Source organism: Gordonia sp. NPDC003429 (genome assembly GCF_053588575.1).
The window spans coordinates 46,443-68,548 of the sequence record NZ_JBSFQF010000016.1 but is presented as its reverse complement, the minus strand read 5'-3'; the positions used below and the strand labels follow the sequence as shown (position 1 = coordinate 68,548).

Below are 22,106 nucleotides of genomic sequence, written 5' to 3'. Positions count from 1 at the left end.
ATAGCGTCGAGGCATGTCAGAGACCATGCGTGCAATTGTCCAGGACGAACTGGGCGGGCCCGACGTCCTTCACCTCCGTGACATTCCCCGTCCGGCGCCCGGTATTGGCGAGGTACTCGTCGAGATTCGTGCGACGAGTGTGAATCCGGCCGAGGTCTTGGACCGGGAGTCCGGATTGTTCAGTGGCTCTACGCCTTTCACACCTGGTTGGGACGTTTCGGGTGTCGTGGCTGAGGTCGGCTTCGGCGTCACGCTCTTCCGTCCGGGCGACGAGGTGTTCGGACTGCTCCCCTTCCCACGGGGAGGCGGCAGCTACGCCGAGTACGCCGTCGCCCCCACCCGGGCATTCGTGCCCAAGCCCGACGAGTTGACGCACAAGGAGGCCGGAGTGCTTCCGCTGGCGGGCCTGACGGCGTGGCAGGCGCTGGTCGAGACCGCCGGCGTCGGCGAGGGTTCACACGTGCTGATCACCGGCGCCGCGGGCGGCGTAGGACACCTGGCAGTCCAGATCGCCCACGCGCGCGGCGCACACATCACCGCGGTGGGTTCGGCCGGCCAGGAAGGATTTCTCCGCGACCTCGGTGCAGACGAGTTCATCGACTACCACGCAGCCGACTTCACCGAGATCGCGCACGACCTCGACGTGGTCTTCGATCTCGTCGGCAATGACTATCCGCAGCGGGCGATCTCGACGGTCAAGAAGGGCGGCATGGTCGTGACGACGTTGCCGCAAAGCGTGCCCGCAGCGTTTCCCGCGGCACAGCAGGCCGGGGTCCGCATCACCGCACTGTTCGTCGAGTCCGACCGGATGGACCTCACCGCCCTGGTCGACCTGGTTCAACGTGATGCGCTACGCCCGACTGTCGTTGCGGAGTATCGCCTCTCCGACGCAGCGATCGCCCAGTCGACGAAGCATGGTCCGGGCAAAGTCGCCATCGTCGTCAACTGACATTCACCTCGCACGAAGGGAAGCGTTCCATGCACGACGCGCTCGTCACTCTCACGCGCGAATCGCCGACGATCGCGCGAGTCACCGTCACCAATCCACCGGCCAATCTGATTGTGGGAGCTCTTGTTACGCAGCTATCGGGGATCGTCGAGGAACTCATCGTTGACGAATCGTTGAAGGTGCTCGCCTTTGACAGTGGGGTCGACGACTTCTTCTACAACCATTTCGACCTGTCCCGACTCAACGAATTCCCGGGCGCCGACCCGGTCACCGGGCGTTCGGGGTGGACGGAATTGGTCCTCGCGCTCACCAGGGCACCGTTCATCACCGTCGCAGTCATCCGCGGCCGCACTCGTGGCGGCGGCAACGAGCTCGCGCTCGCTTTGGATCTCAGGTATGCGAGCGTGGAGAAAGCCGTCTTCGGCCAACCCGAGGTGGGTACGGCCATCGTCCCGGGCGGGGGAGGAACTGAACGGCTGCCGCGCCTGATCGGACGAGATCGCGCACTCGAGGTGATCTTGTCGAGCGATGACTACGACGCCGTGACTGCGGAACGGTGGGGCTGGGTGACCAGGGCGATCCCGGACGCAGAACTCGACGATTATGTCGCGACGATCGTTGCACGCCTGGCGGCTTTCGATCGCACATCGCTGGCCTCCGCGAAGGCGATGGTCAATCGGGCCACGCTTCCGCCCGACGACGATCTTATCGAGGCATATCGCGAGTTCGAGCACTCGGCATCGTTGCCGGGATTCCGGGTGCGAGTGGCCCAGACGCCGCCGATGTCATCGGAGCAGGCACTCGCAGTCGAGTACCACCTCGGCGAAGCACTCGGCGCATCCGCGCAAAGAAACCGGCACTGAGGTGTCAGCAGCACTGAGGCAGAAGGAATTCCAATGAGTATCGTCGACGGCTCGGTCGTCCTTGTCACCGGGGCAAACGGAGGTATCGGAGGAGCGTACGTTGCGCAGGCCCTCCAACGTGGGGCGCGTAAGGTCTATGCGACTGCGCGTACCCCGCGCACGTGGAACGACGACCGAATCGTGCCACTGGCACTGGACATCACGAATCCGGAGTCCGTCGCGTCTGCGGCTCGGGCAGCGGGCGACGTGACAATCCTGGTGAACAATGCCGGTGTCTCACCACACGGTTCGGACATGGTTGCCGAGACCGACGAGCAACTCCACGAGATCTTCGAGACCAACTTCTTCGGACAGCTCAGAATGATTCGAGCGTTCGCCGACATTCTCGCCACCTCACCCGGCCGGGCCGGGATCGTCGACATGCACTCCGCGCTGAGCTGGCATGCCGGTGCCGGCAGTTACTCGGCAACCAAGGCCGCGTTCTGGTCGGCGACGAACTCCGTGCGACTTTCGCTGTCGCCGCGCGGGATTCAGGTGGTCGGCGTGCACGTGGGTTGGGTCGACACGCAGATGGCCGCCGGAGTGGCGGGGCCCAAGGCGACCCCCTCGGAGGTTGCCTCGGCCGCATACAGCGCCCTCGACAACGGCGTCAACGAAGTCCTCGTGGACGACAGCAGCAAGCTCGCCAAGGCCGGTCTCGCCGGTCCGCTCGAACGCATGTATCCCCAACTCGGCTCTCGGGATTCGTGACTCGCGAAGGTACTCTATTCGTATGAGTGCCCGTTGAAATCAAAATATTGGCGGGTAACCTCGTTCACATGAATTCGAGGCCGTATCGGATGACGGCACGCCTCGACGGTGTCGCGGAGACCCGGCGCCGGATCCTTGACGCGGTGAGGGAGATCGCCATGGAGCGACTCGATTTCGATCCCACCCTCACCGTCGTGTCCACCACCGCAGGCGTCAGCGTGCAGACGGTGCTCCGACATTTCGGCACCCGGGACGCACTGCTGTCCACGGCGGCCCGGGAAGTCCGCGACGAGATCGTCGCGGAACGCACGCCGCCGTCCGCCGACGTCGACGACGCTCTCCGAACCCTTGTCGCACACTATGAATCGCGTGGCGACTTCGTTCTCGAGTTACTGGCCCACGAGCGGTCCGGTCAGCCACTGGCCGTCTACGCGGCCGAGGGCAGGAAGGAGCACCGAGCGTGGGTTGGCACGGTCTTCGAGCCGTGGCTGCCCGGAAAGTCTGCCGAACGCCAGGCACTCATCGACCTGCTCGTGGTGGCCACCGACGTCTACACGTGGAAACTGCTGCGCCGCGACCGCGGCCACAGCGTGTCGGTCGTGCTCTCCCGGATGCACCAGATGACCGATGCCCTGCTCGCTCACTCCGGGACGACGCGGTGAGTACCGCACTGGTCGTCACGACCGGCCTCGGCGGCAACATCCCGCCGATGCTCGGCATCGCCACCGAACTCCGTCGGCGCGGGTGGAACGTGATCGTTCACTCCGACGACCCCGTCACACAGCGGGCACAACAGGACGGATTCGACGCAGTCCTGGCCGACGCCGTCGACTACGATCCGCTCCGCCACCGGTCCACCCTCACGAGCCTGCGCGATGTGCCGCGACTGTGGGCCGACCGCTCCCGCGGGCGCGACGCGGTGACGGTGGCCAAGCGCGTCGACGCCGACGTCGCACTCGTCGACGTACTCCTGGTCGGTGCCCTCTCCGAGCTGGAAGCAGCAGGAATACCGACAGTGGCTGTGGCCCATTCCAGTTGGGAGGGAGTACGCCTGTGGCTGGGTCCGCCACTCGGTGTTCTCTGCCGCTTTCGGGGCGCCGCACCGAAAGAAGCGCTGCAGCGCGCGACGGCCATCGCGGTGGTCAGCGATCCGCGGCTGGGCCGACCGATTCGCCTGCCGGAGAACGCGGAACTCACCGGCCCAGTACTCGAGGAGATCCCGCCGGCACGCCGCCCACGAGACCGCCCCCTCCTCCTTCTAACTCTGAGCACCGTCGCATTTCCCGGACAACACAAGGCATTTCAGCGACTCCTCGACGCCGTGTCGGAGCTGCCCGTCGACGTGATCGCGGGTACCGGGGAGGCGATCGACCCGGCCGGCCTGCGCGTTGGTGCCAATACGGAACTCCAAACGATTATCGACCATGCGGCCCTGATGCCCGAGGCGTCGGTGGTGATCACGCACGGCGGCCACGCGACGACGGTGCGCGCGCTCGCCCACCGCGTGCCCATCCTGTTCGTACCAATGCATCCGATGATGGATCAGCCGAAGATCGCTCGCGCGGTGGCGACCGCGGACGCCGGGCTGGTGGTCTCGAAGAAGGCATCTCCCGAACGCACCCGGGCGGGGATACGTCGATTGCTCGACGAGCCGTCGTTTACCCGGCGTGCAGGTGAGATAGGCGCGGAGATGATCGCGGCCGATGGTGTCGGCCGGGTAGCCGACGTGGTCAGCAGCGTTGCCGGGGCAGCGTGTTGATGATGTCGGCAAGACCGGGCAGCCCGGGCGAGCCGGCCATCGCGTCGGCCATCCGAGCCGCGGCCGTCCGATAGGACGGGTCGTCGAGCACTGTCCGCACGGCCTTGTGTACGGCTGCGGCGGAGGGGGTTTCGGATCTGAGTCGCCGACCCACCCCCGACCACGCGATCCGGCCACCCACCTCTGGTTTGTCCTCGAGCCCGCCGCTCGTCACCACGGGGACGCCGTACCGTAGCGCATACTGGACCCCGCCGTAGCCGCCGTTGGTTACATACACGTCGGTTTTCGGCAGCAACTCGTCGTACGGAAGAAGTTCGGCGGCAACGGCATTCGATGGCAGAGGAGGAAGTGTGTCGACGGCCCGTCCACCGGTGGCCACGACGATGAGTACGTCCTCGTCGGCGAACGCCTCGAGGGTCGGGGCGATGATCTGGCGGTAGTCCGCATTGGCGAATGTTCCCTGCGTGACGTGGAGGACCGGACGCGGATCATCGAGCCGCGGCCACCAGTCGGGGATCGGTGCCTGCGATCCGGCCGCCGAGATCGGACCGACGAAATGGAGGTGTTCGGGTGCGTCGCTTCTGGGGTATTCGAATTCCGGCACCGTCAACTGGATGATCGCGTCCGCGTGCCGCGGCCAGTCGAGGACAGGATATCCGAGTGCGGTGCCGTGAATCTCGCGATGGATCCGCTCGGCGAGTTGTTGCGCGTCCGCCAGTACCGCTCGGCGCACGAACCAGTCGAGGGCCGCGTTGCGTGAGCGCCCAACCGGGCCGCGCAGCGGTTTGAGGCCCATCCCGGACGGTGCGGTGTCGCGGCTGCCGATGAACAACGGGCTGACTCCGCATGCAACGACCGGCGGTCGTTGGTCGGTCGGCAACCCCATCAGGTAGGCGCCACCGGCGAACGCAATGTCGGTGAGCACGACGTCCGCGTCCGCATCTGCGAGCAGCCCGGCCAGAGCCTCGTACTGTGCCGCTGCCGGCCGGACAAAGGTGTGCTCGATATCGAACGCGATCGCCTTTGTGCCCTTCAGTTTCGAGCGCTCCGGAAACACGACGTCCCAGTCCAACCGGTCGTCGAAGTCGGCGTCGGGTGGCAGGGGGATGTGTTCGGCGCCCGCTGCGGTCACCTTGTCGGCGAACCGCGACCCGGTGAGGAAACGCACTCTATCGCCGCGCCCCACCAGGTAGCGCGCGACGTTGAGGAGGGGCGTGAAGTGGCCGTGGAGGGGGACGGCACCGATCAGGATCTCGGACATTGCATACCTCGGTGTGGCGGCTTGGTGAGGCAAGCATGCTCCGGAGCGCCTACCGCGACGCGCGTAGTGCACTACCTGTTTTCAAAAGGGCGGGTCGCCCGCAGCGTGCTCGAGTTGGTGGCGTCGGCGACGGTTTCGGTGCCGTTCGGCACGTCGACGGGCATGCTTGTTGGCCGCCCGGGTGCGCGTGCGCCTCGAGGTGGGGTGTCCGTCGTCGTCGAATCTCTGTCGACGCCGACGCCGTCCGGGATGGTCGGCGCCGGGCGGAGCAAAGCGGAGGCGCCGAAGCCCGGGAAACGTGTCCTCGAGGGTTTCGGCATCTCCGAGGAACACGTAACCCTCGGGAGTGATGAACTCGGTGACGATGCGGCCCGTGACCGGATCGCGGTACTGATCGTCGACCCAGTCGCCGAACGTCTTGTGGATGTGGGCACGACGGCATTTCGCGTTCAGGTTGTCGTCGGTGGTCTGCCCGCCCGAGGCCGGGTCGGCGTGATCGAACTCGGTGACGTGGTCGAGATCGGAATCCCACGACGACATTTCACAACCGGGCTCCACGCAGTAGCCGTCGCGGACACGGACACCGTCGTCGAGCGCCGCCGACGGACGATAGGGATCCGCTGGCGCAGATGCGGGCAGCGTGAACGTACCGTCCGGGTTCTGCTCCGTGCCGCGGGGCACGATGGGCTTCACCACGGCGTCGGCGCGCGCGGCGAGATCGCGGAGATGGTCACCCGAGATGATGCCGTGCCCGGCGATGAATGCAACGGGCGTATCGGTGGGGGTGGTGGTTGGGGCGGCGCCTGTGGGTGTGGTCGCGGCGTCTGCGGGTGTGGTTGGGGCGTCTGCGGGTGTGGTTGGGGCAAGCGCCGACTCGTCGCAGACGACGTGGATGACGATCTTGGGATCCGTCTGGGGGATTGTGGCCGGAGCGGGAATCACCGCCGCGCAGTCGGGGGTGTCGCAGAGGCACTCGAACCGCGTGCCGGTCAGCAGCGCGAACATCGCGTCACTGGCGCGCTGCGGCCGGGTCCGCCCATCGAGCTCGCACGCGGCGTCGGCCAGCGCGGTGACCGATTGCGCTGCGATCCGGACGCTTTCCGCCGACATCACGGCCGAGATCTCCGCGGTCCCGTCGCCCCGGTTCTCGGTCCACATGCCGCGCTTGTCGAGTTCCCTCTGCCGGCGTTCGCGCACGCAATCCGGATCGTGGCGGAACACCACCCGGTCGACCATGTCGCGTAGCCGGGCGCGCTTCCACGTTCCGCGCCGGCCGCGCACCGCCGCCGCGATCGCGGCATCGACCAACGGCGTGACACTGCTCCCGGATTCGAGAAGATCGGTGCGCGAGACCACGAGGTGTGCTTGCTCCGCGGTGAGCAGGCCGTCTCGCAGACACCCGAATACCTCTGGCAGATCATCACGCAGGGTGATGGCATCGCTGAGCATCTGCTCTGCCTTGAACCGTGACACCGCGAACACTCCCGAGATCCGCGCGGCCGCGTCGGCGAAGCCATCCACGATCAAACCATCCGACGACCTCCGCGCGGCGACCAGCCGGTCGTAGAGCACACCGAACGACTGAAACCGCACCCACGCCAGATACGCTTCGCCCTGACGCACCGCGTCGAGTCCACCCAGGATGCGCAGCATCTCGGTCTCGTCGGGATACGACGGATCGACCCCCCCGAGGAACTCTGACGGCAGTGCCTCCCACATGGCCGCACACCCCCTCACGTACTGTTCGAATGTATGTTCCCATAGTACGTGAGGGTGCCGACAAACGGATGCACGATTCCACAGGCACGAGTTGACTCGCGAATTCACTTCCGCCAGAACAAGTGATGGACCACACCGCTGGGACTGGGCACGATGTCACAGTGGTACCGATCGAAGAGTTCGTCCGGCGAGGTCCACAAACGTGTCCCCGATCCGAGTTCGACGTCGGGCGACACCGCGACGTGCAATGTGTCGATCAGGCCGGCGTCGAGGAACTCTCGCACCACCGTCGCACCGCCGCCGAGCCGGACATCTTTGCCGTCGGCCGCCTCCCGTGCCTTCTCGAGGACTGTTGCCGGATCGCCGTCGACAAAGTGGAACGTGGTGTCCGAGAGTGTGAATGACGGGCGCGGGTAGTGGGTCATCACGAATACCGGGGTGTGGAACGGGGGCTCGTCGCCCCACCAGCCCTGCCAGTCGTAGTTCTCCCACTCACCGCGCTGCGGGCCGAACTTGTTGCGACCCATGATCTCTGCGCCGATGTTGTGGCTGAAGTCGCGGGTGAAGAAGTCGTCGAGGCCACGGCTGCCGCCGGCATCGGTGCGATTGGGCCAGCTCGCCGTGGCCCCGGCCCAGGACATCAGTGCTGCCGGGTTGGCGTGCCCGAACGGCCGCTCGAGAGTCTGACCCTCCCCGGCGCCGAAGCCGTCGCTCGACACTGCGAAGTTCTGGACCTTCAGTAGCTGCGTCATCCATTCATCCTCTCTGTTGTCTGTGCGGGTTCTGTCACATCGGGTACCGACTTCGGACGGAGACAAAACTCATCGCGACGTATCCTTTCCCGGTGACCGGTACCTCAGCCACTGCGACGCCCGGAGCGATCGGCATCGTCAGCGCGACGCTGATGACCGCGGTCGCTGGGTACATCGACGCATTTCTCTTCCTACGCCACCAGGTGTTCGGTTTCGCGCAGACCGGCAACGTCATCTTCCTCGCGGTCGGGCTCGTCAAGGACGGTGACTGGGTCCGATACGTATGGCCGCTACTCGCCTACCTCGCCGGACTCGTCGTCGCGCAGCTGATCCGCACGTACTCGCCCGCCCTGCCGCGTCACATCGTCGGTGCGGCGCTGGCGTTCCAACTCGCGGTCTTCGCGATCCTGGCATTCCTGTCCACCAACGCGCCGGCGTGGCTGTTCGTGATCCCGTTGTCGTTTGTCGGCGGAATCCGCCTCGAACTGTTCCGGTCGGCGGGTGGAATCTCGTTTGTCAGCATCGCGACCACGGGAAATCTGATGCGTTTTGTGCAGGCGCTGGGCGATCTGGCCCGCGATCGGTCGTCGGCCCGGTTGCGCGCCGCGGCATTCACGGCGTTCGTTGTCGCCGCGTTTCTGGTTGGCGCCCTGTGTGGTGCGTTCATCTCTGAGCATGTCGGTCCGGCGCTGTGGGGGGCCGTCGTGCTGGAGGCGGCGAGCGTCGCCGTCTACGTCGCCCAGACACGACGTCCATCGGTGATCGCATCCCCCGACTAAGTCCAGCCCAGCACACCGAGTTCATCGGCCGCCACCAGCGCGGAGTCGCCGGTGGCCCACAGCGCGTTGATCGCCGACACCGCGGCCGGTTTCGTCGCCGGATTCTGCAACGCCAGGCCGTTCTCGAAGGTGAGCACGTTGTATCCCACATCGGCGGCACGCAGCATGGGTCCGGTGGCGCGACCGGCGCCGACGAGGCGATCGAGTCCCTCGCCCAGAAAGTAGAAGCGGAAGGTGGGGCCCAGGTCGACGCCGTAGTACTTCTTCGTCGCGGAAACGATGGAATCGGCATGGGCGGCGATGGCATCGACGATCCGATAGAAATCCGCGGCGTCGGCTCGCGTCGCCCGCGAGTCGGCCACCGCGTACGCGAGGTCGACGGTGATGTGTGCGTTGTACCCGGTGGCCGCCGTAAGTAATTGCGAGGCAGCACAATCGGCTGCCAACGAGAAGTACCGCTGCCAGTGTGCGGGCACCGCGGCGCCGGTGAATTCGGCGTGCAGCGCCGCGAGATAGCGGTCGAGGAGCAGAATGCTCAGCGTCTGCGCCCAGCTTGGGCGGTTCAGCGTGCCGCTGGCCTCCAGCGGAAGTACGGCGTCGCGTTCGGTGGCGGCGAGTCCCACCGTGAACAGACCGCGGCGATCGTGGTTGCGCACCAGGATCGCGGCGATCGCATCGAGGCGCGCCACATGATGCCGGAGGGTGGTCAGCGGCGGCTCGCCGGCAGGTGCCGCAGGCGGCGCCGAGAGGCGCGCCACCTCGGCCACTTCCGCCGGCGACAGCGGATGGCCGCAACCCCCGCGAGCCGGATCGGTCGAGGCGTCTGCGGGCGCGACGACGATGACCGACGCACAACCGAGAGCGACGACGAGTCCGACAACGCTCCCGCAGAGCCGTCGAATGCAGCGGGATTGCATCGCAGGCATCGCGGCACCCACCCGATCAGTGGGCCAACTGCGCCAGCGCCGCCGCCACGCGCCGTGCACGCGTGTCGTCCTTCTTGGCGTCGGCCACCGACCGCACCATCTCCTTGCGGCGCGACGGCGCGAGGGCAGCAAACGCCTTCTTCGCGGCGGGGTCGGCATCGAGCGCTTCGGCCAGCGCGGGCGGGACCTCCACCTCGCGCGGACCGGCATCGAGCGTGATCTCTATGTCGACGGTGTCTCCGGCCGCGACACCGAGTTGAGTTCGAACGGCCTTGTTGAAGCCGAGCAGATTTTCCCCACCCATCCGGCCGATCCGACCCTGCACCGTGGTACCGGCGATGGTGAACGCTACCGGCGGCGTCTTGCCTGCCCCGAGTGATGCCACCTCGTCGTCGGTAAGGATCACCGCGGCGGCAGGCCCGCGCGGCTCGAGTCGGGTGGTCAGTCGCAGAACGTCGCCCATCGCTCGATTCTGACACCGCAGCCGGCGCCGAGCAGGCTGTTCAGACGTCATTTGTCCGAACGACCAAAAACTACGCCGCACTAACGATCGTGCCGTCGACTCCGAACTACCGGTCGATCGACGTACCGCGTCGGCGCCCGCCCCGTTTTCGAGAGGAAGACCATGTCCGTTTTTCGCACGTCCCGCACCCTTCGACTCCGACACGTGGCCACGGTTGCTGCTGTCGCCGCAGCCGCAACCGGTGTCACCGCGCTTGCCGCCGGTTCCGCGCACGCAGCCACGCAGCCGACGCAGATCTGCAAAGCCGCCGCCGGCAATCCGATCTTCCCGCTGAATCCGGGCGGCGCATACATCCAGATCAATCAGAGCTACGACCCCATCTCGATCACCCCGTACCGGGACAAGCCGGTGTCCGGAAACGTCGACCTCACGGCAGTCAACGGTCCGGTCCTCGTGCTCCCCGGATACGACCAGACGGTCCGCTTCGACTGGGAGAATCTGACCACCCACAAGACCGGAACCGCCACCGCCACCACGGCGGTCGGCGGCGAAGGCGGGGCAGCCTACGTTTCGCACGTCGTCACCGGGGCCGGACAGGTCCGTGTGACCGCGCACGTCACCAACACAGGGAACGCAGCCCTCGGGTCGTCGGGATTGCGCCAGTACGGATCCTGCGGCGGTAAACCATTCACGGTGATCTGACGCGAGTTCGTCTGGCCGCACTCATCGCTCGGACCGCAGCAACGTCGCTCGGTCCTGGCATGCCGCGTTCACCGCGGGCATGACCTGCGGCCGGAACCCGGCACCCGACCGGATGGTGAACGCTGCCACGACTCCGCCGAGCGCGCACCCCACCGCAGAGGCCAGCATGGCGGTGGAGAATCCCGGGCCGAGTGGCTGTCCCGGGCCGGCATCGATTCCCGCGATCGCGGGCAACGTGGCCACCGCCAACAGACCCGCGATCCTCGACACCGCGTTGTTCACCCCAGACGCGGCGCCGACGTGGGCGTCGTCGACTGCGGCGAGGGCGGCGGCGGTCAGCGGTGCCACGGTGATCGTCATGCCGACGCCGAAGAGCACGACGGCCGGAAGCACCGCGCCGAGATAGCTTGCGCCGGGCACGATACGCGCCATCAGCGCCAGCCCGCATGCGGCGATCAGCGGCCCCACGGTCATCGGCATCCTTGGGCCGGTGCGCTGCGCCAGCCGCCCCGACAGCGACGACCCGAACAGCATGATCACCGTGCTCGGCACCATCGCAGCGCCTGCTTCGAGCGCCGAGTAGCCCATGCTCTGCTGCAGTTGCAACGCCACCAGGAACAGCGCACCGCCGAGTGCCGCGTACACCAGGAACGTGGTGAGGTTGGTGCCCGAGAACTGGCGCGACCGGAACAGCCGTAGCGGCAAGAGCGGTGCGCGAGTATGGGATTCGACGATCACGAAGACGACGAGAAAGACCGCACCGGCGACCAGGGGGGCCAGCGTCGTCGCGGTCCAGCCGCGCGCGGGACCTTCGATCAACGCGTAGATGATCCCGGCGAGTCCGAGGGTCATCGTCACGGCACCGGCCACATCGGGCCGTCCGCTCTCCTGCTCATCGCGGGACTCGGCGACATGCCGCATCGAGATCCAGATCGCGCCCAACGCCAGCGGAACGCTGAGGAAGAACACCCACCGCCACGACGCCGCGTCGACCAGCCATCCGCCGACGAAGGGTCCGAGTGCGCTGGTGGCTCCCGACATTCCCGCCCACAGCCCCACCGCGCGCCCGCGGTCGGATTCGACGATGCCCGCGTTGACCAGCGCGAGACTGCCCGGGACGAGCGCGGCCGCGGCCACCCCCTGCAGCAGTCGCGCGGCGATCAGCAACTCGATGGTGGGAGCGACACCGCAGGCCACCGACGCGACGGCGAACACGGCGAGCCCACCGACGAAGATCCGCCGCCGCCCGTACCGGTCGCCGGCCGCGCCGCCGGTGAGCAACAACGCACTCAGGGTGAGCATGTATCCGTCGACCACCCACTGCTGTCCGGCCAGGCCGGTGTCGAGGTCGCGGGAGATGGTCGGTAGCGCAACGTTGACCACGGTGCTGTCCAGAAAGGCCACCCCCGAGCCGAGCACAGCGGCGGCGATCAGCCACCGTCCGGCGGCAGACGACGCGGCCACGCCCGGCCCATCCGACGTTCGCTTCTGGTCCACAGGGTTGCCCGCTTCCGGTCACACGTGTTGCGATCGGACCATGTCCACTTTGGTCCGCTCCGTCCTAACTGCCACCTTTTCCGTTCTACTGCTGGCCGGCGGGTCGCTGGTGGCGGGTACGCCCAGCGCAACCGCCGCACCTCCGAGCGCCGACGTGGTGACATTCACCATCCCCGCAACCGGCGGGGTGGAGGTGGGACCGGCGAGCGTGCCCGGCGGATCCTTCCGACCGGTGACCGTCGTGGCCCGGCCGGCACCGCGCACCCTGCAGTACCCGCCACCACCAAGCGCGGTGGAGTTCACGGTTCCCAGGCCCGCGCCCTACCACTACCAGTACTCCTACCGGTACCTCTCGGTCTCGTGGCTCAACCTGCAGACCGGGAAACGCGGGACCGTGCAGCTACGCCACTGGCAGCTACCCGGTTTCGCCGTCGCGGGCTACCCGGCGTCACTGCCCACCTCCGCCGTCGCGCAAACCGGGGCGGGCGCGATCGTCGCGACCGTCACCGTGCTGCGTGAAGAGTGGAAAGCGCCACCGCGCACCATCAGCGTGATACCGGGCCTCACGGCGATTGCCGTGCCCTGAGCTCCCGGTCGGCGACGATGGTCTCGGCGGCTCCGCGCAGATCCGCGCGCAGCGCCGGGGGCGCGATGATCTTGAGAAAGAGCAACGTCGTCGCGAGGACGAACGGGACGGTGATCACCGCACGTGCGTTCACCGACGTCGACCCGTCTGCCGCCGGTTCGACACGCAGCACCAGAGCGGCGTCGACAAAGGCCCACTGGCCGGTCTCCACCCAGCGGTGCGGACGCTCGTTCTTGACGACCTCCATCGCCGGCTTCACACCGGGCACCACGGTGATGTCGACCCACGACGTGCCGACGTCACCCGGCCGCTCGCCGAGCGGCACCAGTTTCGTGATGCCCTTCAGGCTTGACTGCCAGCGAGGTCGGTTGGCCGGATCGACGAGATAATCGAAGACCTCGTCGCGGGGCGCGTGGACGGGCACGGTGACGTCGGCGACGACGTCACGGAATGTGGACGGGATCTTCAGCGGCACCTTGTCGAGGGTAGCGCGCGGCTCACCAACTGCTCCCGCAACGCGTCACTTCCAACCGTCGGGGCCATCGCTGCCCGCCGCATAGTCCTCGAGTGGAACCTTGTTCGCCTGCCACGCATCGAGGACAGGTTGCACGATCCGCCAGCACTGTTCGGCTGCGTCGCCGCGAACGGCGAGGGTGGCGTCGGCGTCGAGGATTCCCGAGAGCACCTCGGCGTAGGCGCGCAGCGAACCGTTTCCCAGATCCGCGTCGAGCGCAACCGTTTTCAGACCGAAGGGTTTGGCGCCCTCGTGCACGTTCAGTTCGACGGACATCACATCCGGACCGAAGCTCAGGCGCAGCACATTCGGCGCCACACCGCTGAATTGTTCCGGTAGATGCCGCAGCGGCCGGAAGGTCATCTCGATGTTCTTCTCGGCGGGGTCGAGCGCCTTGCCCGACCGCAGCGTGAACGGCACCCCCTCCCATCGCTCGGTGTGCACCTCGAAGGTCGCCTCGGCGAGGGTCTCGGTGTCGCGGGAGGCGTCCACCCCGTCCTCGTCGACGTAGGAGGGCAACTGCTTTCCGTCGATCTCCCCGGCGGTGTAGCGCGCCCGCCGCGACGATGCCACCGGATCGTCGCCACGCACGCGGGTGGCCCGGAGCGCGGCGCCGATGGCGTCGCGCAGATCGCGTTCGTTCAGCGAGGCGGGCGGATCCATCGCGACCACCGCCAGCAGTTGCAGGAGGTGGCTCTGCAGCATGTCCTCGAGCGCTCCCGTGCCGTCGTAGTAGCCGGCGCGGCCCTCGAGTCCGAGGCTCTCGTCGTAGCGGATCATCACCGATTCAACATGTTCGGCCGACCAGACCGGTTCGAAGATCCGGTTGGCCAGGCGCATGCCGAGCAGGTCGAGTAACACCGACTGACCGAGGAAATGGTCGACGCGATAGATCTGGTTCTCCGGGACCATCCCGGTGAGCAGTTCGTTGAAGTCGCGGGCGCTGTGCTCGTCGGTGCCGAACGGCTTCTCCGGCGCGAGAATCGTTCCGTCCGGAATGTCCACTTTCTGCAACGCTTTACAGGACGCCTGGGCGATCGCCGGCGGCACGGCGAAGTAGAGCACGGGTCGGCCCTCGACATCGGCGAGTATCGCGCTCAGGTCGTCGGAATCGGTGATATCGCCGCGTTTGTATACGGTCTCGTCGGCAACACGTTGCGCCGTCTCCGACATGTCGTCGCCGAACGCCTCACGCACCTTGTCACGCCACTCGTCGTCGGAGGTGTCGCGGCGACCGACGCCGATCAGGGCCACCGAGCGGTCCGGTTCGAGGTCGAGGAGCTGTCCGAGTGCGGGCAACAGGAGCCGCGCCGTCAGGTCACCGTTGGCGCCGAAGATGATCAGGGTGCTGGTGGCCGACTGCTCGGATGTCATCATCAATCCCTCCACCTCTCCGCAGCGGGCAGAATCGGTTCATGGCCGCCTATATCGAAGACTACGCACTCATCGGGGACTGCCGGACCGGTGCGCTCATCTCCAGCACCGGGAGCATCGACTGGCTGTGCTTACCTCGCTTCGACGGACCATCGGTGTTCGCGAGCCTGCTCGGCACCTCCGAGCACGGGAGTTGGCTGTTGGCGCCGACCGATCCGGACGCGCGCGCCACCCGCCGCTACGACGGTGACACACTCATCCTCGTCACGCGGTGGGAGACCTCGACCGGGGTCGCCGAGGTTCACGAATTCATGCCGGTCGACGGCGGGCGGGTGGACCTGGTGCGCAGGATGGTGGGGGTGCGCGGCACCGTCGAGTTCGAGACCGAACTCCGGATGCGTTTCGACTATGCGCGGGTGGTGCCCTGGGTGCTGCAGACCAGAGACTCCGAGATCCCGGGGATTCGTGCGTTCGCCGGTCCGGACGCCGTGGCGCTGCGCGGCATCGCGTTGCATGCCGACGACCACGTCCACCGTGGCACCGCGACCGTGGTGCCCGGCGAGACCGTGGATATCGTATTCACCTGGCATCATTCCTACCGCCGCGAGCCCGACCCGCTCGACGTGGATGCGGCGCTGCACGGAACGCGCGCATGGTGGACGGAGTGGTCGGGACGGATTGACCACTCCGGGCCGTATCACAATGACGTCGTCCGGTCACTGATCACGTTGCGGGCCTTGAGCAATCTCGACACCGGTGGCATCGTCGCGGCGGCCACCACCTCGCTGCCGGAGCAGATCGGCGGAGAACGCAACTGGGACTACCGCTACGTGTGGTTGCGCGATGCGGCGCTGACCCTCGACGTGTTCGTCCGGCACGGCTTTCTCCAGGTGGCCGAGCACTGGCGGATGTGGTTGCTTCGGGCCATCGCCGGCGACCCCCGACAACTACAGATCCTCTACGGCATCGCCGGGGAACGCGAACTGCCCGAGCGGGAAATGTCGCATCTGCCCGGCTACGAGGATTCCGCACCGGTGCGCGTGGGCAATGGGGCGGTGTCGCAGTTCCAGGCCGACACGCTCGGTGAGGTGCTCTCCGCGCTGCACGCGGCCCGTGCGGCAGGCCTGCCGGAGAACGCGGTGTCGTGGTCGCTGCAGCGGGAACTACTCAACCGGGTGGAGGAGAACCTCGACAAAACCGACAATGGCATCTGGGAGATCCGCGGTAAGCCAAGGAAATTCACGCATTCAAGGGCGATGGTGTGGGCCGCGTTCGACCGTGGCGTGGACGCGGTCTCCCAGTATGGCCTCGAGGGTCCGGCGGAGCACTGGAAACAGTTGCGCGACAACGTCCGCGACGAGATCGAAGAGACGATGATCGATCCGTCCACCGGACGGTTCGTGCAGTACCCGGGCACTGACGAGGTGGACGCCTCACTCCTGCAACTACCGCAGGTGGGCTTCTGCGACTACGACGACCCGCGCATGCTGGCGACAGTCGCCCGGATCGAGGAGACCCTGATGCGCGGCGGCCTCGTGTTGCGCTATCGCACCGATTCGGGGGTGGACGGACTCGGCGGTTCCGAGCACCCGTTTCTCGCGTGCACTTTTTGGCTGGTCGAGCAGTACGCCCGCAGCGGACGGCTGGCCGACGCACAGAAACTCATGGCACGAGCGTTCGAAACCGCCAACGACGTGGGCCTGTTCTCCGAGGAGTACGACGCCGAGGCCGTGCGGCAGGTGGGCAACACGCCGCAGGCGCTGTCGCATCTCGCATTCGTCCGCGCCGCCAATGCGATCGGTCAGGTGACCGAGAACTCGACGGAGTCCGGGTAGAAGGCGACATGACCGGCGATGGGACTCACCGCCGCATACGGCGCGTCGTAGAACCACACTTTGTCGGCTCGCACGCCGTCACCGGTGCGCAGGCCGTGGTAGCCGGCCTCACCCTTGTACGGGCAGTACGTCGTGTGCGCGCTGGGGGTGAGGTCGCCGTCGGTCACATCGGCCCGCGGAATGTAATAGACCGGCGGATAAGATGATTCGCGCAACACCAGAGCGTCGTCGGTGTCCGCGACGACGTGGTCGCCCACGAGTACGCGCAGATGGACACCCGCAGACTCCACGGTGATCGGATGATCGGGAGTCGGTTCGAGTACCGGTCGGTCGGCCATGACGCGCTCCTGCTCTCGTTGCCGAGTCCGGCGCGGACGGGCCAGACCTCTTTCGCGACCGTACGCCAATTTGTGCCACGGGTAGTTCGGCGGATGTGACTCGATCCGCGCAGAACCGATACTGGGAGCATGACGACCGACGAGGATGCCGCCGTCGAGGCGGACGACAGCGACGGGGCCGCACCGGCGCGGCGCGACTGGTGGGCGCTGGTCGTGCTGTCGCTCGGCTTGGGCATGATCGTTCTCGACGGCACCATCGTCGGTGTCTCGCTGCCGGTGATCATCGGCGATCTGCACCTCGATCTGACCGACGCGCAGTGGGTGAACAGTCTCTACGCGGTGATCCTGGCAGCCATCCTGCTGGTCACCGGGCGCCTCGCCGACGCGTGGGGCCGGCGTCTGCTCTTCGTCACGGGTCTGGTGATCTTCGTGGCCGGCAGCATCTTCGCCTCGGCGGCGTGGGATGCGACATCTCTGATCTGCGCGCGGGCGGTGCAGGCGCTCGGCGCCGCCGCCATCATGCCGTCGACGCTGTCGACGGTGAACGCGATCTTCCGCGGAAAGTACCGCGCGGCGGCCTTCGGTGTATGGGGTGCGGTGATCTCGGGCGCCGCAGCGGTCGGCCCGCTGGCCGGTGGCGCACTCACCCAGTACGCGTCGTGGCGGTGGATCTTCCTGGTGAACATCCCCATCGGCGTGGCCCTGCTGATCGCGGCGCTGTTCGTGATGCGTGAGACGCGCGGCGAGGTCGTCGGCAGCGGTCACGACGTCGACGGCGCGCTGCTCAGCGCCATCGGCTTCGGTTCACTGGTGTTCGCGGTCATCGAAGGCCCCACCCTCGGCTGGTGGAAGCCTCTGGCCGACCTGCGCATTCTCGGGCTCACCTGGAAAGCGAGCTGGCCGATCTCCGTGGTACCGGTGATGCTGGTGATCTCGGCGGTGAGTCTGGTGACGTTCTGGTTCTGGGAGCGACGACGTCTGGCCGAACGCCGCTCGGCGATCCTCGACGTCAACCTTTTTCACCTGCAGACCTTCTCGTGGGGAAACCTCACCGCCGCAGCGGTCGCGGTCGGCGAGTTCGCCATCCTCTTCGTCTTGCCGCTGTACCTGGTGAACGCGCTGGGTCTGGACGTGATGACCGCGGGCTGGATTCTGGCGGCCATGGCGGTCGGCGCGTTCTTCTCCGGTGCGATGGCGCGGCATCTCGCCGCCGCGATCGGCTCGCCCGGAACGGTTCTCGTGGGCTTGGCCCTCGAACTCGTCGGAGCGGTGGTGATCGCACTGGTGATCACGGCCACCACCCCCGGCTGGGTGATCGCGCTGCCACTGATCGTCTACGGACTCGGCATGGGTCTGGCGTCGGCACAGCTGACCGGGACCGTCCTGCGTGATGTGCCGACCAGCGAGTCCGGTGAGGGGTCGGCCGCGCAGAGCACCGTGCGGCAGATCGGATCGGCCTTGGGAACCGCGTTCGCGGGGACGGCCTTGTCGCTGGCGCTCGCGCACACCGTGCCGTCGGCGCTCGCCGGCGCCGGGGTCCACGGTCCCGAGGCGGACTCGTTGGCGCAGGCGACTCGTGAGAGCGCGGGCACCGCCATCGAGGGGATGCGCGAATCCGCGCACGGACCGGGTGCGGTGGAGACCGGGCACGTGGTGGACGCCCTCGCGCAGGGCTTTGCCGACGCCACCCGCGCGTCGATCTGGGTGACCGCGGTGTTCCTGGTGCTCGGCCTGCTCGGCGCGGCGCGGGTGTGGGTGGTGGCGCGACGCCCGGTCGCTGCGGTCTGAGTCAGGGGAACCGCGGCCCGTCGAAACGTTCGCGGGTGACGAACCCGGCAACAGGCTGCCGGGTCAGTTTGCGAAGCTGCTTGACCGGCTTGCCGAGCGGCAGCACCGCGGCCACCGCGTGGGTGTCCGGCAGACCGAACAGCGCGCGCACCTCCGGCTCCTGCGCCGCGGCCATGGAGGTGATGGTGCCGCCGTATCCGTGCGCCCGCGCCTGCAACAAGATGTTCCACACCAGCGGATAGACCGACGCTCCCCCGACGATGCCGATGCGATCGAGATCCTGATCGGTGGCCGCCACCACGCCCAGGTCCACCGAGACCACCAGCACCACCGGCGCCGCGATCAGCGGCCCCACGAAGGCGTCCGCGCCCGCCGCGGCCTGATCGATGTCGGCGTCGGTGATCATGCTGGGATACAACGGATTCCACGGGTTCTCACCCCTGGCGCGCTGCGCCAGGTAGCGTCGCGCGCCGGGCTTGCTCAGCTCCGCGATCTCGCGTTTGAGTGTGTCGTCGCGGACCACCACCACGTGAGCCCCCTGCCGGTTCCCCCCGCTCGGCGCGAAACGCGCGGCGTCGAGGATGTCGAAGAGCACGTCATCGGGCAACGGATCGTCGGTGTAGTGCCGGGCGGCGAAGGTCGTGCGCATCACGTCGTCGATGTCCACCTCTGCACTGTAGATTGCCTCGGATGGAACCCATCGCCACCTGGGGTGGCCTGACCGGGGTCAGCCAACTCGCCTACGAGACCCCCGACGGGTACGGCGCTTCGGTTCCGGCGACCGCGCTGGTGCGCGTTCCGGCGGGAACCGCACCGTCCGGAGGGTGGCCGGTGGTGGCCTGGACGCACGGCACTTCGGGAATGAGCAGCTCGTGCGGCCTGATCGGATCGCCCGATCTCGAGGCGGGTACGGCACCGACGATCGCACGACTCAACCGTGCCGGGTACGCGGTGGTGGCCCCCGACTACCTCGGCCTGGGGCCTCTGAGCACCGGAACTCATCCGTACCTGCACACGGCCACCGAGGCGTCCGCGACCATCGATGCCGTTCGCGCCGCGTGTGCCGAATCGCCCGACCTCTCGAACCTGTGGGCAGTGGCGGGGCAGTCACAGGGCGGCCATGCCGCTCTGGCCGCCGCGCACGAGGCCGGGCGTGCCCCGGAGTTGACGTTGTGCGGCTGCGCGGCACTGGCGCCGGCGTCGAACATCGAGCACGTCTTTGCCCGCGCACGTCCGGGAATGCCGGTGGTGCCCGGCTTTCCGGTGGGCAGTCTGCTCGCCGTGCTGGCCGGAATGTCGGCGACGCCACAGCCCGTCACGGTGCGCGAGTACCTCACCCCGTTCGGCCGCAACCTCGCCGACGAGATCGCGGCCACCTGCAGTGCGACATGGCCGGATCTGGTGCGCGGCGTGTCCGCCGGTGCGGTGGTGTCGAAACCGCTCGGCGACAAAGCCTTTCGCGCCGCACTCGCGAATTACATGGCTTTGCCGCACGGCGGCTACCACGCACCGATACTGATCGTGCACGGCTGGAAGGACACCCGCGTCCCGCTACCCCTGACGCTGCGCTTCGTCAGAGGATTGCGTGCCGCCGGCACCGCGTACGAGTTCCGCACCGTCAACGCCGGCCACGACGACGTACGCGAGGGTGCCGGGTTGCGTCACCTGCTGGCGTTTCTGGACCGGGTGCTGCCACCGCCGTCCGGGTGATCCGATCAGGCCTTCTTCTGCATGGAGGTCCGCGCGGGATTGCCCTGCTTGTCCGCCTTCGGATCGAGCTCGTCCGCCTTCTCCGTCACACCGGCCTTGATCTTGGCACCCACGTCGGGATCGATCCGGCTCCAGTATTCGAACGCACGGGCCAACACCGGTTCACTCACCCCGTTGAGCAGGTGACCGACGACGTTGTCCACCAACCGGTCCCGGGCCGCATCATCCATCACGTCACGCACCAGCGCACCCGGCTGACTCCAGTCGTCGTCGGCGGGATGATCCACGTAGGCGCTGCGGACGATGTCGCCGTCGGCGGCCCACTGCGGCTCGGCCTGTCCGGAGAATGCGGCCGCGGTGGGTCCGCCCTTGGAGTTGGGTGCGTAAACCGGATCGGACACCGGATTGATCCGCATCGCACCGTCCTTGGAGTAACTGTGCACCTCGTTGCGGGGTGCGTTGACCGGGATCTGCTTGTAGTTCGTTCCGAGCCGCGCGCGGTGGGCGTCGGCGTAGGCGAACACCCGTCCCAGCAACATGCGGTCGGGGCTGAACCCGATACCCGGAACCACGTTGTTCGGCTCGAAAGCGGCCTGCTCGATCTGTGCGTGATTGTCGGTGGGATTGGTGTGCAGGGTCATCTTGCCGACCTCCTGTAGGGGATAGTCGGCGTGCGGCCATACCTTGGTGAGGTCGAACGGGTTGTGTTTGTAGGACACCGCATCGTCGTAGGGCATCACCTGGACCTTGAGCGTCCAGCTCGGATGATCGCCCGCCGCAATCGATTCGAAGAGGTCGCGGGTGTGGAAGTCGGTGTCGGCCGATGCCATCTGGTCGGCTTCGTCCTGGGTGAAGAACTCGACCCCCTGGTCGGAGATGAAGTGGTACTTCACCCAATGCTTGACGCCCTCGGCGTTCACCCACATATAGGTGTGCGAGCTGTAGCCGTTCATGTGCCGCCACGTCTTGGGAATGCCCCTGTCGCCCATCAGCCAGGTCACCTGATGCGCCGACTCCGGCGACAGCGTCCAGAAGTCCCACTGCATGTCGTGATCGCGAAGGTTGTTGTCGGCGCGACGTTTCTGGGACCGGATGAAATGCTGGAACTTCAACGGGTCCTTGATGAAGAAGACCGGCGTGTTGTTGCCGACCATGTCGTAGATGCCCTCGTCGGTGTAGAACTTCAGCGCGAATCCACGCGGATCGCGCCACGTGTCGGGGCTGCCACGCTCCCCCGCAACGGTGGAGAACCGTGCGACCATCTCGGTCTTCACGCCCGGTTGAAAGATGTTCGCGCAGGTGTACGACGACACGTCTGCGGTGGTCTCGAATGTGCCGAACGCGCCACTGCCCTTGGCGTGCGGCTGACGTTCGGGAATGCGTTCACGATTGAACTGGGCCATCTGCTCGATCAGGTAGTGATCGTGCAGCACGATGGGGCCGCCCGCGCCGACGGTCAGTGAATGCTCGTCACTGCCGGCAGGGGCCCCCGAGTCGCGCGTGGTGTAGAACTCGTTTTTCTCGGACATGTCGCCTCCAAC

22 protein-coding genes are annotated in these 22,106 nt (G+C 67.1%); 11 read left to right on the top strand and 11 right to left on the bottom strand.

The genetic code is table 11. The annotated features are described in order from the left end of the window. Positions 1-13 precede the first annotated feature (13 nt). The 5 genes from ACWDSI_RS17040 (at position 14) to ACWDSI_RS17020 (ending at position 4,321) form a co-directional block, all read left to right on the top strand. Positions 14-949, top strand: coding sequence for an NADP-dependent oxidoreductase (locus ACWDSI_RS17040; protein WP_449757262.1), 936 nt, complete (start codon positions 14-16; stop codon positions 947-949). 29 nt (positions 950-978) lie between these two features. Further along, the gene (locus ACWDSI_RS17035; protein WP_449757261.1) at positions 979-1,812 is read left to right on the top strand and encodes an enoyl-CoA hydratase/isomerase family protein; all 834 of its coding nucleotides are present in this window, start codon (positions 979-981) and stop codon (positions 1,810-1,812) included. 33 nt (positions 1,813-1,845) lie between these two features. After that, entirely contained in the window at positions 1,846-2,562 is a 717-nt protein-coding gene (locus ACWDSI_RS17030) for an SDR family oxidoreductase (RefSeq protein ID WP_449748203.1), read from the top strand. 68 nt (positions 2,563-2,630) lie between these two features. After that, positions 2,631-3,224, top strand: a complete 594-nt coding sequence (locus ACWDSI_RS17025; RefSeq protein WP_449748204.1) for a TetR/AcrR family transcriptional regulator — start codon at positions 2,631-2,633, stop codon at positions 3,222-3,224. Further along, a complete protein-coding gene (locus ACWDSI_RS17020; RefSeq protein WP_449757260.1) occupies positions 3,221-4,321 on the top strand; it encodes a glycosyltransferase in 1,101 nt (366 codons plus the stop codon). Before ACWDSI_RS17025 ends, ACWDSI_RS17020 begins: the two co-directional genes overlap by 4 nt. On the opposite strand, the gene ACWDSI_RS17015 is transcribed toward ACWDSI_RS17020, so the two are convergent. The 3 genes from ACWDSI_RS17015 to ACWDSI_RS17005 form a co-directional block, all read right to left on the bottom strand. Continuing rightward, on the bottom strand, positions 4,293-5,582 hold the full coding sequence (locus ACWDSI_RS17015) for a glycosyltransferase (protein ID WP_449748206.1): 1,290 nt from the start codon (positions 5,580-5,582) through the stop codon (positions 4,293-4,295). The two genes, ACWDSI_RS17020 and ACWDSI_RS17015, sit on opposite strands and share 29 nt — an antisense overlap. 81 nt (positions 5,583-5,663) lie before the next feature. After that, a complete protein-coding gene (locus ACWDSI_RS17010) occupies positions 5,664-7,301 on the bottom strand; it encodes a DUF222 domain-containing protein (RefSeq protein ID WP_449748207.1) in 1,638 nt (545 codons plus the stop codon). A 104-nt stretch (positions 7,302-7,405) separates the two neighbouring features. Then, positions 7,406-8,053 carry a dihydrofolate reductase family protein gene (locus ACWDSI_RS17005; RefSeq protein ID WP_449748208.1) on the bottom strand — a complete coding sequence of 216 codons (648 nt, stop codon included), beginning with the start codon at positions 8,051-8,053 and terminating at the stop codon, positions 7,406-7,408. A 92-nt stretch (positions 8,054-8,145) separates the two neighbouring features. On the opposite strand from ACWDSI_RS17005, the gene ACWDSI_RS17000 reads away from it, so the two are divergent. Further along, the gene (locus tag ACWDSI_RS17000) at positions 8,146-8,832 is read left to right on the top strand and encodes a YoaK family protein (protein ID WP_449748209.1); all 687 of its coding nucleotides are present in this window, start codon (positions 8,146-8,148) and stop codon (positions 8,830-8,832) included. On the opposite strand, the gene ACWDSI_RS16995 is transcribed toward ACWDSI_RS17000, so the two are convergent. Both ACWDSI_RS16995 and ACWDSI_RS16990 read right to left on the bottom strand, forming a co-directional pair. Beyond that, positions 8,829-9,758, bottom strand: a complete 930-nt coding sequence (locus ACWDSI_RS16995) for a DUF5995 family protein (protein ID WP_449757259.1) — start codon at positions 9,756-9,758, stop codon at positions 8,829-8,831. The genes ACWDSI_RS17000 and ACWDSI_RS16995 overlap by 4 nt on opposite strands. A gap of 16 nt (positions 9,759-9,774) precedes the next feature. Next, on the bottom strand, positions 9,775-10,221 hold the full coding sequence (locus tag ACWDSI_RS16990) for a DUF1905 domain-containing protein (protein ID WP_449748211.1): 447 nt from the start codon (positions 10,219-10,221) through the stop codon (positions 9,775-9,777). Between the two features lie 204 nt (positions 10,222-10,425). Here ACWDSI_RS16990 and ACWDSI_RS16985 point away from each other — a divergent pair, with 204 nt between their 5' ends. Continuing rightward, entirely contained in the window at positions 10,426-10,923 is a 498-nt protein-coding gene (locus tag ACWDSI_RS16985; protein WP_449748212.1) for a hypothetical protein, read from the top strand. 21 nt (positions 10,924-10,944) lie between these two features. Here the strand turns inward: ACWDSI_RS16985 and ACWDSI_RS16980 are convergent, their stop codons facing one another. Continuing rightward, positions 10,945-12,387, bottom strand: coding sequence for a DHA2 family efflux MFS transporter permease subunit (locus tag ACWDSI_RS16980; RefSeq protein ID WP_449748213.1), 1,443 nt, complete (start codon positions 12,385-12,387; stop codon positions 10,945-10,947). 73 nt (positions 12,388-12,460) lie between these two features. Here ACWDSI_RS16980 and ACWDSI_RS16975 point away from each other — a divergent pair, with 73 nt between their 5' ends. Further along, complete coding sequence (locus tag ACWDSI_RS16975) at positions 12,461-13,006, top strand: hypothetical protein (protein WP_449748214.1); 546 nt, start codon at positions 12,461-12,463, stop codon at positions 13,004-13,006. On the opposite strand, the gene ACWDSI_RS16970 is transcribed toward ACWDSI_RS16975, so the two are convergent. Both ACWDSI_RS16970 and ACWDSI_RS16965 read right to left on the bottom strand, forming a co-directional pair. Then, positions 12,984-13,481: an SRPBCC family protein gene (locus ACWDSI_RS16970; protein ID WP_449748215.1), complete on the bottom strand. Its 498-nt coding sequence runs from the start codon at positions 13,479-13,481 to the stop codon at positions 12,984-12,986. The genes ACWDSI_RS16975 and ACWDSI_RS16970 overlap by 23 nt on opposite strands. Positions 13,482-13,526: 45 nt before the next feature. Continuing rightward, positions 13,527-14,894, bottom strand: a complete 1,368-nt coding sequence (locus ACWDSI_RS16965; RefSeq protein WP_449757258.1) for a glucose-6-phosphate dehydrogenase — start codon at positions 14,892-14,894, stop codon at positions 13,527-13,529. A gap of 41 nt (positions 14,895-14,935) precedes the next feature. Here ACWDSI_RS16965 and ACWDSI_RS16960 point away from each other — a divergent pair, with 41 nt between their 5' ends. Then, on the top strand, positions 14,936-16,729 hold the full coding sequence (locus ACWDSI_RS16960; protein ID WP_449757257.1) for a glycoside hydrolase family 15 protein: 1,794 nt from the start codon (positions 14,936-14,938) through the stop codon (positions 16,727-16,729). Here the strand turns inward: ACWDSI_RS16960 and ACWDSI_RS16955 are convergent. Continuing rightward, positions 16,696-17,067: a DUF427 domain-containing protein gene (locus tag ACWDSI_RS16955; RefSeq protein WP_449757256.1), complete on the bottom strand. Its 372-nt coding sequence runs from the start codon at positions 17,065-17,067 to the stop codon at positions 16,696-16,698. The genes ACWDSI_RS16960 and ACWDSI_RS16955 overlap by 34 nt on opposite strands. 129 nt (positions 17,068-17,196) lie before the next feature. On the opposite strand from ACWDSI_RS16955, the gene ACWDSI_RS16950 reads away from it, so the two are divergent. Beyond that, positions 17,197-18,855: an MFS transporter gene (locus ACWDSI_RS16950; protein ID WP_449757255.1), complete on the top strand. Its 1,659-nt coding sequence runs from the start codon at positions 17,197-17,199 to the stop codon at positions 18,853-18,855. Position 18,856: 1 nt separating this feature from the next. Here ACWDSI_RS16950 and ACWDSI_RS16945 read toward each other — a convergent pair whose 3' ends face one another. Beyond that, entirely contained in the window at positions 18,857-19,522 is a 666-nt protein-coding gene (locus tag ACWDSI_RS16945; protein WP_449757254.1) for a nitroreductase family protein, read from the bottom strand. Positions 19,523-19,545: 23 nt separating this feature from the next. Between ACWDSI_RS16945 and ACWDSI_RS16940 the strand changes: the two genes are divergently transcribed. Next, positions 19,546-20,565: an alpha/beta fold hydrolase gene (locus ACWDSI_RS16940; RefSeq protein WP_449757253.1), complete on the top strand. Its 1,020-nt coding sequence runs from the start codon at positions 19,546-19,548 to the stop codon at positions 20,563-20,565. A gap of 5 nt (positions 20,566-20,570) precedes the next feature. On the opposite strand, the gene ACWDSI_RS16935 is transcribed toward ACWDSI_RS16940, so the two are convergent. Then, on the bottom strand, positions 20,571-22,094 hold the full coding sequence (locus ACWDSI_RS16935; protein WP_449757252.1) for a catalase: 1,524 nt from the start codon (positions 22,092-22,094) through the stop codon (positions 20,571-20,573). Positions 22,095-22,106: the final 12 nt, after the last annotated feature.

Excerpts from the sequence above, each read along its gene's own strand:
- ACWDSI_RS17040 (WP_449757262.1), top strand. The coding sequence starts at position 14 with ATGTCAGAGACCATGCGTGCAATTGTCCAGGACGAACTGGGCGGGCCC.
- ACWDSI_RS17035 (WP_449757261.1), top strand. The coding sequence starts at position 979 with ATGCACGACGCGCTCGTCACTCTCACGCGCGAATCGCCGACGATCGCG.
- ACWDSI_RS17030 (WP_449748203.1), top strand. The coding sequence starts at position 1,846 with ATGAGTATCGTCGACGGCTCGGTCGTCCTTGTCACCGGGGCAAACGGA.
- ACWDSI_RS17025 (WP_449748204.1), top strand. The coding sequence starts at position 2,631 with ATGAATTCGAGGCCGTATCGGATGACGGCACGCCTCGACGGTGTCGCG.
- ACWDSI_RS17015 (WP_449748206.1), bottom strand. The coding sequence starts at position 5,582 with ATGTCCGAGATCCTGATCGGTGCCGTCCCCCTCCACGGCCACTTCACG.
- ACWDSI_RS17010 (WP_449748207.1), bottom strand. The coding sequence starts at position 7,301 with ATGTGGGAGGCACTGCCGTCAGAGTTCCTCGGGGGGGTCGATCCGTCG.
- ACWDSI_RS17005 (WP_449748208.1), bottom strand. The coding sequence starts at position 8,053 with ATGACGCAGCTACTGAAGGTCCAGAACTTCGCAGTGTCGAGCGACGGC.
- ACWDSI_RS16995 (WP_449757259.1), bottom strand. The coding sequence starts at position 9,758 with ATGCCTGCGATGCAATCCCGCTGCATTCGACGGCTCTGCGGGAGCGTT.
- ACWDSI_RS16990 (WP_449748211.1), bottom strand. The coding sequence starts at position 10,221 with ATGGGCGACGTTCTGCGACTGACCACCCGACTCGAGCCGCGCGGGCCT.
- ACWDSI_RS16975 (WP_449748214.1), top strand. The coding sequence starts at position 12,461 with ATGTCCACTTTGGTCCGCTCCGTCCTAACTGCCACCTTTTCCGTTCTA.
- ACWDSI_RS16965 (WP_449757258.1), bottom strand. The coding sequence starts at position 14,894 with ATGACATCCGAGCAGTCGGCCACCAGCACCCTGATCATCTTCGGCGCC.
- ACWDSI_RS16960 (WP_449757257.1), top strand. The coding sequence starts at position 14,936 with ATGGCCGCCTATATCGAAGACTACGCACTCATCGGGGACTGCCGGACC.
- ACWDSI_RS16955 (WP_449757256.1), bottom strand. The coding sequence starts at position 17,067 with ATGGCCGACCGACCGGTACTCGAACCGACTCCCGATCATCCGATCACC.
- ACWDSI_RS16950 (WP_449757255.1), top strand. The coding sequence starts at position 17,197 with ATGACGACCGACGAGGATGCCGCCGTCGAGGCGGACGACAGCGACGGG.
- ACWDSI_RS16940 (WP_449757253.1), top strand. The coding sequence starts at position 19,546 with ATGGAACCCATCGCCACCTGGGGTGGCCTGACCGGGGTCAGCCAACTC.
- ACWDSI_RS16935 (WP_449757252.1), bottom strand. The coding sequence starts at position 22,094 with ATGTCCGAGAAAAACGAGTTCTACACCACGCGCGACTCGGGGGCCCCT.